Origin of the sequence: Myxococcus sp. AM011, from assembly GCF_013372595.1 — a bacterium.
Classification (GTDB): domain Bacteria; phylum Myxococcota; class Myxococcia; order Myxococcales; family Myxococcaceae; genus Myxococcus; species Myxococcus eversor.
Map to the genome: position 1 here is coordinate 1 of NZ_JABXEM010000290.1, position 13,530 is coordinate 13,530.

Sequence of the window (13,530 nt, forward strand, 5' to 3'; positions counted from 1 at the left end):
GATTCAGGGTGGGGACGCCCTCCCCTACCCCGGCGAGCGAGGCGGCCTCGGGGGCGGGGACGTGGGCGAGGCCGTGGAGGAAGGCGAAGAGGAGGAGCGGGGGTGGAGCGTCGTCCTGGTCGAGGAGGAAGGCGAGGCGGCGGCGCCAGAGGCCGACGTTGAAGATGGCTTCTTTGAGGGCCTGGCGCTGGTCGCGGGAGAGGGAGCGATGAGCACGGAGGGTGCGATCCACGACGCGCTCGGCGGGGGAGCCGGCGAGCACGAGGGAGATGGCCTCGGAGGACACGGGGGCGAGTCCGGCGAGGGCGGACCAGGGTGGACCGTGGAGCCGGGAGAGCGGATCAAACGGGACTGTTGACAGAGGGGGCTCCGTTCTCTAGAAAGCGCGTCATCGCTGCGGCGTCGTCGCCGTACCGCAACGAGGACATATTCCCCGATAGCTCAGCCGGTAGAGCGGGTGACTGTTAATCACTAGGTCCGAGGTTCGAGTCCTCGTCGGGGAGCTACTTGAAAGGCCCTGCCAACTGGCAGGGCCTTTTTGTTTAACACGGGCCTCGCGATGCATATCGCGGGGCCTTCGTGCTTAAGCCGCTGAATCCCAAGGGATTTTGGCTCGCGGTGCTGAAGAGGGCGCTCTCGGCTCTCTACCCCGCAGAGCGAGATGCCCCCTCTCCTCCGCCGCTGATTGGGCTCTCTGGACCGCTCTTTCACCCGTTTTGGGGAGAGAGAGGTCGAGAGTGGTTAACAGGTGCTGTTAACTTTTGGGGAGGCGGTTAACAACATTCCCCTGGAGACCCGCTCTTTCCGCTCTGAGGTTTCTGGGAAGGCGTCTCTCTCTGCTTTCTGGTTTCGTCTCTTACCTGCTTTGCTGGTCCCCGAGGGGGCAACGCACGCCCGGCGGCGACCCTCCCAATCAATACTCAAAGTGAAGGCGCCTTCGGAGGCTCCGGATCAGCCGTCTCCGCCGCCGTTTCACTGGGGGTGCTCGCCCGCCACGCAAGGCGGTCGGCACTCCGGCCCAGAGCGCCCCAAGAGCCTCCGAGAGCGCCAAGACTCCGTTGAGCACTGGCCCCCGCACACCTCTGCGTGGAGCGGCCGTGGGCCACGGGAGCGCAGCGCCTGGGCATGCCCCCTATGACGAGCGGACATGCCACAAGAAGGACCGCCACCACGCGCCATGCGCGCGCCCTGACATGCGCAACAAAGGCATGGGTTCCTGCGCAGTTTTCGAGCGAAGCACGGACTGCTACCTTCGCCGTTTTTTCGCAGCACGCGAGGGGACATCCATGGCGGAAGGCAGCCTGCTGAACCTCATCACCTTCGGCTACGCCAGCCGGTATGAGGCCGCGGCCACCCGGGCGGAAGGCGCGAGCAGCGCGCTTCGTGCCCTTGAAGTCGAGACACAGGGCCTGGCGGAGCTGCTGGCTCGAATCGAGAAGCGCCTCGCGGCTGGCGAAGTCCTGGTGGAGATTGCCCAGCTCGCTGACAGGCGGGTCTTCGTGACGCGGCTTCAACGGCGCGGCGCGGTGGACCACTACCTGTACGAAGGGGACACCGGGCGTTCCGAGAAGCCAGTGCTCTCCTTCGTCGGCACGTTCGGCGATGACGCTGTGACGCTGAACGAAATCGCCTGCAACGAGAAGCGCTGCCACCTGGACCACGGGCCCCTGCTCCTCAAGCACGTCGTGGCATTCGCTCGAGACCAAGGTCTCAGTGACATTCGCGGCACACCGCGTCCCGCGGACTGGAGTCATGGCCACGTCCCAGAGAGCTTCAAGGTGACGCATGCGATTCAGCCAGAGCGAAAGCCCGTGGCGGACATCCTGCCTCTGCGTCGACGCCTTCGAAGGGAGCAGACGAGTGAGGTCGCAACATGGCCACCCGACGCGTTCCGATTGATGCAGTTGATGCGGGACTTTCAGAAACAGACGGCGACCGCTGTCTGGAAGGAGCGCCGCAGACTCGACATCCGGACGGCCCGAGAGGAAGTGTCGCCGGCTGCCATTGAAGCCTTCGTTCAGCACCTCATCGACTCACAGGCAGCGGTAGTCGGCCTCATGAGGGACCGGACGCTCGTCGACAACCTCCAAGAGACTCACCCGCTGGCGTTTCGCTTCGGGCTCAACGGGAGAATCGAGAAGTTGGAGTTCCTGCTGCTCGCGAAGCATTCGGCCTGGCGCAACATGGGGATGGCCCACGTCCATCTCCCCGAACTCGCCAAGGGAGGACATCGGGCGAAGGCCGCACCTGCACGCAGGCCTGTCGCGGATCCACGCCCCTTCCTTCCATCCGTCGGCAAGCCACTCGTCCTCGTGCTGCGCGATGGAATGGTGCTTCACCTGCCACTGCTCGCCGTGGGCCCGTTTGACCTTCTCCTGGGCTGGCCGGGCAATGAGGTCCTCGTGCACCTGCACGCCATCACCTTCTGGGAAGCAGCGTAGCCGCCCCAACATGCCTCACCGAAACCGGCGCGCCAGCCGACACTCTCTGGCGCGCAGGGGAGGCCCATTCACATGGGACTCGTCCCGCACTGCTGCGGAGCGGCCACCCCCCGGCCCAAAGGAGACTGAAGGCTGGTCCCCTCGTGGCGACCTCTATGAGACCACAGACGCCATTCTCGAAGAGGCCACCTCGGAGTCTGCCGATTACCCCTAGATGCTTCCGTCGCCAAACCTAGCCAACGCCATACTTTCCAGTCCATTATTCACTAAACCATACTTCTCGTGCACCAAATAAACATGAACACCAATCCGAGGAAGGATGCTGAGGTGAATCACCTTCACACCGCTCTCCGCAATCAGATCGGCCAGCACTCCAGCCATCGGACGAGTAATCATATCCGTCATATACAACCCAACCAATCCAATCTCCTCAAGAACCACAGGCAGCAACTCCCGCCGCATCCTCTCTTTGGCCTCTACCTGCTCTTGTGCGAACATTCTCACCTGTTTCTTCCGGAACAGAGCCTTGAGCGGCGCTGTTGATGGCCGGCCCAGTAGACTCTAGCGACACTCTAAATACCGCCATCCAACTAGGCACGAAGGAGGGTGCAGCGAGGTATGCCCCACTGCTCCTGGGCCCTATCACCTACAACCTCTGGCCGCTCTCCCCCGTCTCTTTCCGTCAGGGCCGGTGTCGCTCCGCATCATGGAAGAACTGCGTGAGCGAGTAGTCCAGCAGCGCTTGGCGGGACTGCATGTACCGGAGGGCTGAGAAGGACTCAGCCCCTCGTCCCGAGGCTGGCAACCCGCCCTATTCCTCCGCCACGCGAACAACCTGCCCCTGCTGAATGAAGAAGTACCTCGTGTTGAGGACCTTCCCTCCGAAGGCATTCTTTCCCCGGAAGGAGCTCTTCACAATCCAGTAGGCATCGCGGGCAACAGGAGCCGACGACGAGACATGCTCGTAGCTGTCGGGGTCATTCATCACCTTCTTGAGGTACCGCTCTACCTCCGGCACCGAGCCATCCCACGGTGAGTTCATAGGCTTCTCCCCGCGCATCTCCACCATCAGCTTCTGGGCCTCGCGCTGGAGCTGGAGCTTCTCCAGCCCGGGCTGGATGCGCTTGCGCTGCTGGGCGGCCTGGCCCGACAGGGTGTTCCACTCCTTCGACTTGGCGACCTCGAGGCCCTCGAACGCCTTCAGGGTGGCGTCAGCAGCGTTCAGCTCCGTCTCCGCTGCTTCCCATTCCTTCGCCTTGGCATGGGCCAACGCCCGCGCCAGCTTGGCGGAGACCTCCGGCCCCTGAGTCTTGAAGTCCTCCTTGCCGCGCAGCTCCCTCGCGTTCGAAAGCGTGGTCGCCGCGTCTGCGTTGCCTGGAGCCAGGGCACTCGCCCTCTCCAGAAGGGGTACGGCATCCCCGGCCTTCGCAGCGGCCAGCAACTCGCGGCCCTTGGCTAGGTACGCCTCGCCGCACCGCGCGCGGCTCTTCTCAGGGATGTCGCGGAGGTCCCCGAAGCTGTTGCACATGTCGACGGCCTCCTGGGGAGCCGACGACGCGGCCAGCGCAGCAATGCGCTCGGACATGTCCTCTTCATGAGCGCGACTTGCCTCCGCCTTCTGCCTCGCCTCTTCGATGGAGGCCGCCATCGAAGCAGCCTTGCGAGAACTCTCGTTCCCGTTCCCGATGGCGCCGAAGACGACAATGACAGAAGCAATTGCGCCAATGACGGCAGCGCTGCGGTGCTTGGAGTCCTTCTTCCTGAAGATTGCGATGGACCCAGCGAGGGCGCACAGCCCCAACACGGCTCCAGGATAGCCGAGCCTCATGACCCAGCCCATGAGGGCCAGCCCGAAGCATGAGCCGACGAGAATGGCCGGGACGGACATCCCCTTCGACGGCGGCGACTGTGGAGGAGGAGCGGACGGCAGGGGTTGAGGAGGAGAGGCCTGACTCATGCCGGGATGATGCCGCCTTCCCTACTCCCCTCGTCAAGCCGCTACTCCGGCTCTTGGTGAGTCTCTCTCTGAGCGCCGAAGACTGCCTCGAAGAATCGCTCCGTGCCCGCACGTCTCTGTCTCCGCCCGCGGGCTGAGACTCTCCAGAGGCCGCTTGTCAGCGCCTTCGGGCGCGGCGCGTTCGAAGGCAGTGCCGAGCCTTTTGGTCTATACCACTCAGGGGTGAGGCCCGGGCAGCCGGCAGCTCCTCGACGCCCCATGGAGGGCTCGCTAGTGTGCCCACGATGAGCGGCAGCGCCTCCATGCCGCGCGGAGAATGCCCAATGCCCAAGAGGGTCCAGAGCGAGCTGAACGGCAGTGTGTTCGATGCCTCTGACTTCCGCTTGGCGCTGCGAACCCTCCTCCGAGAGCGGATGCTGACCGACGCCGAAATGGCGGCCGCCCCGGCCCAGGCGCAAGAGCAGGACGGCCTGGCCGCGTGGGCGCGGACCGATGGGGCTGGGTGCCTGCCCATGTGCCGGGTCACCAAGAACGGCCCACTACGAATCACGAGCTTGCCAGGGCGGAAGCCTAGACTCGGGCAGGTGCATCTTCCTGCATGTACGGGCGCTGAGGAATGGTGCTGCGCAGCTATGCTGACTCGTCCCGGATGAGCACCTTGACGCGAACAGGGGTCGAAGGGCGCGGCGCGGTCTCACCGAAGACCATCTCCTGAAGCTTCTTTAGTGCGGGTGCGCTATCGGTAACGCGGCACTGGTCGACGGACACCTTGAGGCCCACGAGCACACAACCCGCAGTATCCTTAGGATCGTTGCCGATGTGGATCTGCGCGTTCTTGTACCTGGGAACGTCCTTGAGCTCGAGGCGCCACTTCTTCTTATCGACGCGAATGAAGGCGTCGTAATCCCCGTTCGGGATGGACGTGAGGCTGGTCGCATCCGGCGCAAGCGCGCCAGGCTCAAGAGTATAGCCGATAGCCATTCCATCAACGAGCAAGTAGCCAGTCCTGCAGGCGGAAGTCGTCATGGACCGCCGGATCTCGATGGTCCGAGTGAGCGGGGCCTCACTGGCGAGGGCCTCCCCGGCCACAACGGCAACGCCCCCCAGAACAAGCACCGCCACGAATGCCAGCGACACCTTTACTCTCTGCATTTGCGCCTCCATCGTAAGTATACCCCGCAAACAAGAGCGTCCGCCCACTCAGTCGCGCCGCCCCGTCCTCACGACATCATGCAGGGCTCCCCAGGCAAACATGATGGGTGTAGGCAGACTCCCAGCACTGCACTTCGTGATGCTCCATAAAGTGCAGTGCATTCCACATTGAACTTCAGACATAATAGAGCACGCGACACCACTAATGGAGGCCTCTTGCGTTCCCCCTGCCGATTGCTGCTGAGCGGCGCCATCGCTAGCACACTGTCGTGGTCCTGCACGGGAGCAACCAACATTGACCGTCCCACAGGGCCGTCACCATCCAATAGGAGTAACCGCATTGCAAGTCGTCCCGAGGTAGCAGTACAGACCTTAAGTCTTCCATCGCCGTCTGCATGCACGGCTATGAACCGGTTCCTTCAGACCGCCGCATCACCTCAGGCGGCTCCAGCCGCGAAGGCCGAAGTTTGGGGCTCTGCAACTCCGGAAAACGGTTGCCTTCAGCGGCGCAAAGTCACAGAAGTGGCCAACCCTAAAGACGTTGTCCTCTTCGACCCGAATGCGGAAACTCTTTGGCCGGGAAACGTCGTCCGAAGGTCGTCGATTCCGGGAGGCACCCTAGTGCCCATTGCATTCAATGGACGACCAACCCTGAACCTCTCAGTGCTCTCGGCTTCCCCCAGCGCAACCGCTACCATTTCCGACTTCAAGATTTCTCTCTCAGACCCAGGCCAAGGCGACTTCAATCAGTGGCGCATGGGGCTTGTTGCAAAAAACGCCATTGAGCCTGGTCTCACGGCCAACTATTCATTCTCGTTCGCTAGGTCCACCAACGAGCGAGTTGCTCAGCTTGGCATCAGCGTGAAGTACCTCTCAGCGGCAGCGCAGAGTTTTTTTGCATCTGAGAGTTCCAACGTTGGCGTCAGTGCAATTGCGATGCTGGAACAGACCTTCTACACGATGGGGCTCAGCAAGACCCCCGCTACTGCTGCAGACCTGCTAGGGTGCCAGGACCTTGAGACGTTGCAAGCGGCCGAGAAGGACGCAGGCGAGTATACGTACGTCAGCAGCATTTCATATGGGCGCCGGTTCATTTTCTCCGTGAGCGCATCGGACGAGTCGTCGGAGTCAACGGCGAAGGTCCAAGCTGCGGTGTCTGGATTCTTCGCAAGTGGGAAGATAGATGCGGCAAGGCTAGAGGCCGCGACCAAATCCGGGCTGAGAGTGCGCGCCTTTGCCTACGGTGCGAGTCCAGAGGACAGCGCCATCTTCGGCTGCGCGAAGGACGAGCCCATTTGTGATTCCGCAGCCCGTATCCGGATTCTCACTTCGACGCTCTCGCGCAAGCTGACTGCCGATGATGTAAAGAACAGCCGGCCCATCAGCTACAAGATCAACCGCCTGAAGGGGAATGTCCCCATTGCCTTGAGCATCGCGACCCAATTCGAAGAGATCCGGCCGTGGAAGTCGGTCACAGACCCTGGTGAGACGACCGTGCCGCTGCCGACGCTGAGGCTGCATTTCCAGGATCATGACGGCTACAACGGGCGCAAGGACACCACGGCATGGTGGTCCGAAGTTAAACGGCGTGACGACACTTGGAGTTCCCCTTGGAACTGGGAGAAGGAGGACAATGATGACCGTGAGATCACGCACGACATAGACCCGAATCCCACCCGCCCCGGAGGGTGGACGTCGCCGCAAGAGTTCCTTGTGCGCACCTGCAGCAACAACGGCGACGAAGGGGATAACTGGGAGATTGAGCACTGGGTCGAATTGATTGCAGCCGACTTGGGTACCACTGAGCGGGAACAGCCATCGCGCAACCATTTTTCTCGAGGAGATACGGGACAGGATCAGCGCTATACGAACTTCACTCAAGACAGTTCGCATGACCCTACGGTGTGCCATGACAAGTTGATTAAGCTTGGCCCCCCGCCTCGGACACCACGTCCGAGCAGCACGAGATGCGTAAACCCGGGGACCGAGTACCGCGGGGGCAGCGAGGTGAATGATCACTGGCAATAGGCGCTAGCGACCCCTTGCTCTTGGACCGGCAACCGCACGTCACGCGTTCAATAGAACGCTACAATGAGCTGGGTCTTGAGAGCAGTCCAGAAGCATATGGGTCTGCTCGAACCGATGGACGCGGAGGAGGAGTATCCAGATGCACCTACCACTGAAGCCACCGGGCAAACCAGCCACACCGTGGCTCCTGCCCTCGCCGCATCGCTGCGCGACACGGAGCTCCACGGCTACACGTGTGACGACGTCCGCCTGCCCGTCCGCGCGCTGCACCTCGTGGTGCCGCCCGACGCGGGGCTGGAGCTGCCCGACGACGACGGAGTCCGGTGGACGGCGACCGACCTCCTCATCGTCGAAGAGTCGGATCCACGCGTCTGGCGGCTGTGCCTGGAGGCCCCCACCGGAGAGGGCCGCTCTGCACACGTGGTGACGATGGCGCTCCCTCCAAGGACAGCTCTCGATGTAGCCATGGCCCAGCACGCGAAGAAGGCTGCCCGTGGCGCCGACTGGCGCCCGCTGTGGACATGGGCTCTTGGGGCGGTGCTGTCGCTGACGCCGCCGGCCTCGCAGGCCTAATACGACTCGGTCGCCTTGCTTGCTCTCCGCGGGGAATTCCCCTCGGAGAATGGCTGGGCGCCGAGAGAAGCAACCGAGTAGTCTTTGTAGCATGGTCATGTGCAGGTGAGGAACCATCAGCACTCGTTGCCAGCAGCAGCTCATGGGAGGTTATGTGGCGCTAACTTTGGTCAACGCAAGGCAAGCAGTGGGGAGAGTGGTCTTGGTTCGCCGTGTCGATGGCACTGCGGAGATTGGCCAGTTGGCTGACGTTGATCCCAACGGAGGCATATTGCGGTTCACGCAAGGGGCCCCCGTCTTGATGAGCGATATCGAAACGCTCAAGCCCATGGGTCCACATGAGGCAGGACAGTTTTTCGTGGACCGAAATGCGACCGCTGGAAGGGAGCACACGCGAGACGACCTCTACCCCTCTGCTGGCTGGTTGGCGGGAATGTTTCCGAACCGCTTTGCGGATGAGCATGAGGCCGTAAGCTTCATGCTCGAGCTACAGCCCAGCCCGGAACCTTCCCAGCCCTAGCGAGCGGGAACGAACCACTGCCTCACTTCGTAGCTCGCCATCGCGTTCGCGACTTCAACACCCGACGTACCTGGGCCCGTAGCTGTTCAGGCGCAGGGCATTCTGTGAGACGCCCGTAGAGGACCGCGCGAGGCTTGTTCTGCACTCCCCGCGCGGCTCCGACCTCCTCAAGCTGTCACCGCATGCCCCTCAGTCGCGCCATTCACCCTGGCGAAACGCGGCGTGACCTGTCTCCTTGTTGTGAGCGGCGACGTCCGCGTCAGCCTTCGCATCAGCGCCTGAGCCGGTATACGCCGTGCCCTTCCAAGCGGTCTTGTGCGACCCATCTTTGCATTCGGCCCACACGTAGTGATTCCGGGCCCACGCAACGGTCCCCAAGGTGAGCACTCCGAGAGCAAGGACGGCCCCTAGCTTTCGATTCATTTGCTACCTCCCTCGCGAGCGCGCCCATGCGCTCAGCATGACGAAAGCATGAGGTGAACCAGTCTGGCAAATCACGGTGTTTGAGCACCATTCAGAGCCAATGCATGCGGGCTTGGAAGAGCACCATGCAGCAACCGAGCTGGAGGAAACCGTAGTGGATGTCGTCGCGCCTCTCGTAGCGGATGGTGAGCAGGCGCATGCGGGGCATGCCAGGATCCCATGCGCTCCACCTTCAGTGCGTTGCGAACATCGATGTCGCGCATGTCCCATCGCTCTCGGCTTCAAGTAGCCTGTCAGCCTCTGTCGGTCCAGGTGACGAGGGTCGCCCTCAAATTCAGGGCCGGTACCGCTCTGCCTCATAGAAGAATTGAGTGAGCGAGTATTCCAGCAGCGACTGACAGGACTGCATGTACCGGCGGGCGCGGAGGAAGGGTAGCCAGACGCGCTTGCCCACCCGCACCTGGGACTCTTCCATCTTCTGCCGCAGCACCCATGTCCCGCCCAACTGCCGCACCAGCACGTCCCCCAGGTAGGCCCCCAGCGCCGGAGCTGTGTGACTGTCGATGAGTTCGCGCGTGTACCGCTCCGGGAAGTTCTCCCTCCAGAAGTAGAAGTCCAGGTCCGTGAGAGACTCGGCCGTCTTGTCCATGATGGAGGGCACTTTGGTGTGCAGTGCTGCCACGAGACCTTCGGAAAGGTCCCCGTAGGATTCGCGGACGCGCTCCGGATTCGCCACGTCCGAGGAATGAGCGACGGGGAGCCACTCCTCCGGCACCGGCGGCCGGAAGGCGTTGAGTTCGGCAATCTTCCGCTGCCGCTCGCTGATGGCGAACTCGTCCGGCAGCCGCGAGAGGAAAGGCGCCACGTCAGGGTGGAAGCGCTGCTCAACAGGGAGGAGGGCCGCGCTGCGCTCTCTCAGCGTGCGCAGCACCGTGTCGAAGTCGAGGTCCGGCCGCAGGTGGACATGCGCGCGGGCCTGCGCCACGCGCGCCGCCTCACTGGCGAAGTCCGCGGCGGTTGGCCATAGCACCAAGAGGACAGCGCCGTTGGGAAGCTCTTCCACGAGGTGCGCAGGCGTCGAGAGCATCCGATCACGACCTACGGACTCTACTAGCTTCGGGCCGAAGACGTTCAGCCAGCACAGCTCATAGACCTTGTCGAACCCGTCCTTTCTTGAGGTCCTCTCATCACGACCGAAGTAGGGCGCGCCGGATAGCTGGTCGTCGGCCAAGCTATTGGCCTTGACGTATGTTGCCTGATAGCGGCCGGCCCAAGCACGAACCATATCCGTGAATTTGCGACAGAGTTCTCCCCCCCCAAACAACGACATCGGCTGAACAGAAATCCAAACATCCAGCTTCGGCGGCAGCGGTGGCAGCCAAAGCTGAATGGTGCTGTCCAGCGCAGGGGGCTTTGTTCGGTAGAGGCCGATGGACGTGCTGCTTTCTTCGCGCTCTTCTTCCAGCGCCTGCCAAACAGCGGCACGGGAGTACGTTCGCCGCCGCCGCCCCTCAACAACGTCCGGCATCCACCCTCCGGCACGCGCCTCCAGGGCATCGAAGAGTGGCTCCAATTCAGCCTGTAGGTTAGCCCGGGAATCGAAGGTACCTTCGAATGAAAGCCTAAGCCTGTCCTCCACACCCAGTTCTTGAAATTCAAGCACCTTCATTGAAGCGACACCTCGACTCCTTTGATCCTATTCTCAACGCGCTCCGCCGCCACTCTCCATGCCTCGGGGTCAACCGGTTTCAGGCCCTTTCCCTCGTAGATGAGACTGACTCTTTGGACCTGTGCCTCCATTTCCATTCCGGGACGGCGAATGTTCAGGGTCTCTCCGTAATACCGCAGAGCGTCGCGAGCGTCCGCCACCATCAGCGAGGTCAGCTCCTTCGACTTCAATTGTGCAAGCTCCCGACTCTTGAAGCTGAACGTCTCCACGCGGGGCTGCGGGCCAGCAGAGGGGCCCTCCTCTATGACGAGCACGTCCGCGAAGCGAAGGTCGGCCTTCGCGACCCCCACGTGCGTCACGATGCGCGGCTGCTCGAAGTCCTTGAGCCACTTCCGCTTCGCCCGCGGCAAGGCCGCGTCCGCCTCCAGGATGGCGACCATCTTCCTCTCGAAGGCCAGGCCCCGGGCGTACCTGTCACGAAGGAGCTGATAGCCAGCCCACTTCAGCGGCCCCTTCTCCGCAATCCCCTTCGTGATTTCCGCAGCCCGCGTCTCCAGGTACGCCACGTAGTCGGCCCAGAGGGGCTCCGCGGCTACTTCGGCTGGAGCAGCCCTCCGTAGAGCCTCGCGGTGCTTCGTCAGCTCCGCCACGTCCATCGACAGGCGCTCTCCTGGAAACTCCGCCTCCAACTGCTTGAACTTCGCCTCCGCCACCTCGGCCGGCAGGCCTGCCACCTCGGGTGGCATGGAGGGCCGAGTACCGCCCTTTCTCCCGGAGCCCGCTCCGGGGGACGCGGCATTCGGGGGCTCTCGGTACCGTACGGCCAATGTGGCCTGTGCTTGGACAACGTTGCCTCGTGCCTCGTAGAGAGCCAGCGCGCCGGCTTCGCCCCACTCCGCCACCAGAATGGCTGCGTCCCTGTCCTGCTGGAGGTAGCGGGCCAACCCTCCCACGACGCCCTCGCCGACTCGCGCCTCCAACCTCTCCAGCACGGCCTTCAGAGATTCCACCCGAGACACGACGGCCTGGAGCCGTGCCCCCTCCTGCCTGGAGACGCCCGCTTCACGGAGCGCGCGCGCCCCCTTCCCGCCCGCGTACAGGCCCACCATGAGGGCCGCGGGCGCCAGTTGCCGCGTGGCCTCCTCGTACTCCCCCCTGGCGAGAGAGGCCCCGCCCTGCGCCGTCCCCGCCACCAGGTGGTAGAAGCCCAGCGGCACCCCGAAGGTGAGGTGGTCGAAGGACGCCAGGGCCACGTTGCTGGGCGCGAAGGCCCCCAGGAATTGGGCGTTCTCCACCTCCTGGTACGCGTCCTGGTAGAGCGGTGGGAGCTGCGCGGGAAGGTAGGACGCCTCCACGCCCCGGAGCCCACCGACGACTGGAATGGAGGCCCTGACGTCATCCGCGGCCCTCCCCAGTCCCCGCGCGATGTCGCCAGCACGGAAGTCCCGCTCCGGGAAGTCGGTGAGGGCCATGCCTCGCTGCTTCAGCTCCTCGCGCACCACCTCCATGGCCCCCAGGGCGCGCTTGAGCAGTTTGTCCTCGGCCAACAGGCGCAAGAGCCGCCGCACCTCGTCGTCGTGGGTGGTGTGCAGGACGAAGAGGGCGAGGACTTCCGCCTTGGCCAAGCCGTGCTTCTCGACGGCGGTAGCAAGGAAGGACGCGCGCTTCTTGAGGAGGACGCGGGCGGCCTCGGCCTCCAGGGGGCCCAGGGCGCCCAGCCGGACGGCGTTCCAGTCCGAGAGGGCCTCCACCAGCCGGGGCATGTCCGCCTGGCGCTGCAAGGCCAGGAAGGTCGCTGGCGTGGTGCACGCTAGGAAGGGCTCCAGCACCTCGTCCTCCGAGTCCAGGTGCGGCCAGCCCGAGGGGACGTCCCCGCACACACCTTCCAGGGCCCCCACCACTCGCAGGGGCGCCGTTTCTCCCCCGCCGGGATTCGGGGGAGACGGCGTGGCCCGGCGGCGGTGTAGAAGCGGTCCGTCCGCGGACTCCGCTTCGAAGTCCTCGTGGGCGTCGTCCTCGGGGAGACTCGCGACGGCACCGCGCCCCAAGGCCACAAGGGGCGTCGCGCCCGAGACGGACGCCAGGGTGCCTCCAGGGCCCGCCCGTGAGGGTAGCGAGGCACACCCCGACGTCAGCAGTGCCAGGGACAGCACCAAGCCCACCACGCCGCACGGCAGTCGCTCAGCGCGCATTGTCCACCCCCAGCCCCACGGCCGCGAAGGCTCCCGGCCGCAGCGTCCCCTCCGGCGAGGGAAACAGCAGCGTGCCGCCCTGCCCCAGCGCGTAGAGGTTGCCCCCCAGGAAGCGCCACCGGGCCTCTCCCGAGACGACGTAGCGCGCCCCTGGCTGGCCCATGGCCGTCGCCAGTCCGCCGACGCCCACCGTGAAGTTGCGGTGGAAGAGCTGCGCCTCCACCCGCCCATCCACGTCCACCCGGCCCCAGGAGAAGGCCTCCACGCCCAGGGAGAGGAAGAGGTGTCGCTGGCGCATGCCGCTCAGGCGCGCCGCGTCCCAGTTGAGAATCACCTCACCGTAGGCGGAAGCCCCCTCCGGGAAGGACGCCTCCGCCAGCGGCACGGAGGCCGGGCCCGCCACCTGGAAGCGCGCCAACTCATAGTCCGGCCCGAAAGCGCCCTGGCGGAAACCTCCGCGCTGAAGGCGGCCTTCCAGGCGCGCGCGCATGTCCACCGTCGACGTCAGCGCATCCACGCCCACGCCCACCACCGCGCCCCAGGCCTGTCTCTTATACACCTCTGACGCTGCCGAC

At 64.1% G+C, this 13,530-nt stretch carries 8 protein-coding genes, 1 tRNA gene and 1 pseudogene; 4 read left to right on the forward strand and 6 right to left on the reverse strand.

From position 1 onward, the window contains the following. Window positions 1-286 (reverse strand): annotated as a pseudogene (locus HUW62_RS48200) (RsmB/NOP family class I SAM-dependent RNA methyltransferase); the annotation flags it as partial. 144 nt (window positions 287-430) lie between these two features. Here HUW62_RS48200 and HUW62_RS39555 point away from each other — a divergent pair. Further along, window positions 431-503 (forward strand) — tRNA-Asn (locus HUW62_RS39555). A gap of 783 nt (window positions 504-1,286) precedes the next feature. Beyond that, entirely contained in the window at window positions 1,287-2,441 is a 1,155-nt protein-coding gene (locus HUW62_RS39560; RefSeq protein ID WP_176437369.1) for a hypothetical protein, read from the forward strand. A 210-nt stretch (window positions 2,442-2,651) separates the two neighbouring features. Here the strand turns inward: HUW62_RS39560 and HUW62_RS39565 are convergent, their stop codons facing one another. The 3 genes from HUW62_RS39565 to HUW62_RS39575 all read right to left on the reverse strand — a co-directional run bounded on the left by HUW62_RS39565 (window position 2,652) and on the right by HUW62_RS39575 (window position 5,550). After that, window positions 2,652-2,939: a hypothetical protein gene (locus HUW62_RS39565; protein ID WP_176437370.1), complete on the reverse strand. Its 288-nt coding sequence runs from the start codon at window positions 2,937-2,939 to the stop codon at window positions 2,652-2,654. Window positions 2,940-3,252: 313 nt separating this feature from the next. Next, window positions 3,253-4,026, reverse strand: a complete 774-nt coding sequence (locus HUW62_RS39570) for a transporter (protein ID WP_255203913.1) — start codon at window positions 4,024-4,026, stop codon at window positions 3,253-3,255. A 1,002-nt stretch (window positions 4,027-5,028) separates the two neighbouring features. Then, window positions 5,029-5,550 carry a DUF5675 family protein gene (locus HUW62_RS39575; RefSeq protein ID WP_176437372.1) on the reverse strand — a complete coding sequence of 174 codons (522 nt, stop codon included), beginning with the start codon at window positions 5,548-5,550 and terminating at the stop codon, window positions 5,029-5,031. A 405-nt stretch (window positions 5,551-5,955) separates the two neighbouring features. Here HUW62_RS39575 and HUW62_RS39580 point away from each other — a divergent pair, with 405 nt between their 5' ends. Both HUW62_RS39580 and HUW62_RS39585 read left to right on the forward strand, forming a co-directional pair. Continuing rightward, window positions 5,956-7,578, forward strand: coding sequence for a thiol-activated cytolysin family protein (locus tag HUW62_RS39580; RefSeq protein WP_176437373.1), 1,623 nt, complete (start codon window positions 5,956-5,958; stop codon window positions 7,576-7,578). Window positions 7,579-7,674: 96 nt separating this feature from the next. Beyond that, a complete protein-coding gene (locus tag HUW62_RS39585; protein ID WP_176437374.1) occupies window positions 7,675-8,151 on the forward strand; it encodes a hypothetical protein in 477 nt (158 codons plus the stop codon). 1,277 nt (window positions 8,152-9,428) lie between these two features. Here the strand turns inward: HUW62_RS39585 and HUW62_RS39590 are convergent. Further along, window positions 9,429-10,763, reverse strand: coding sequence for a hypothetical protein (locus tag HUW62_RS39590; protein ID WP_176437375.1), 1,335 nt, complete (start codon window positions 10,761-10,763; stop codon window positions 9,429-9,431). Further along, on the reverse strand, window positions 10,760-12,955 hold the full coding sequence (locus tag HUW62_RS39595; RefSeq protein WP_176437376.1) for a hypothetical protein: 2,196 nt from the start codon (window positions 12,953-12,955) through the stop codon (window positions 10,760-10,762). The genes HUW62_RS39590 and HUW62_RS39595 overlap by 4 nt, the downstream gene beginning before the upstream one ends. Between the last annotated feature and the right edge of the window lie 575 nt (window positions 12,956-13,530).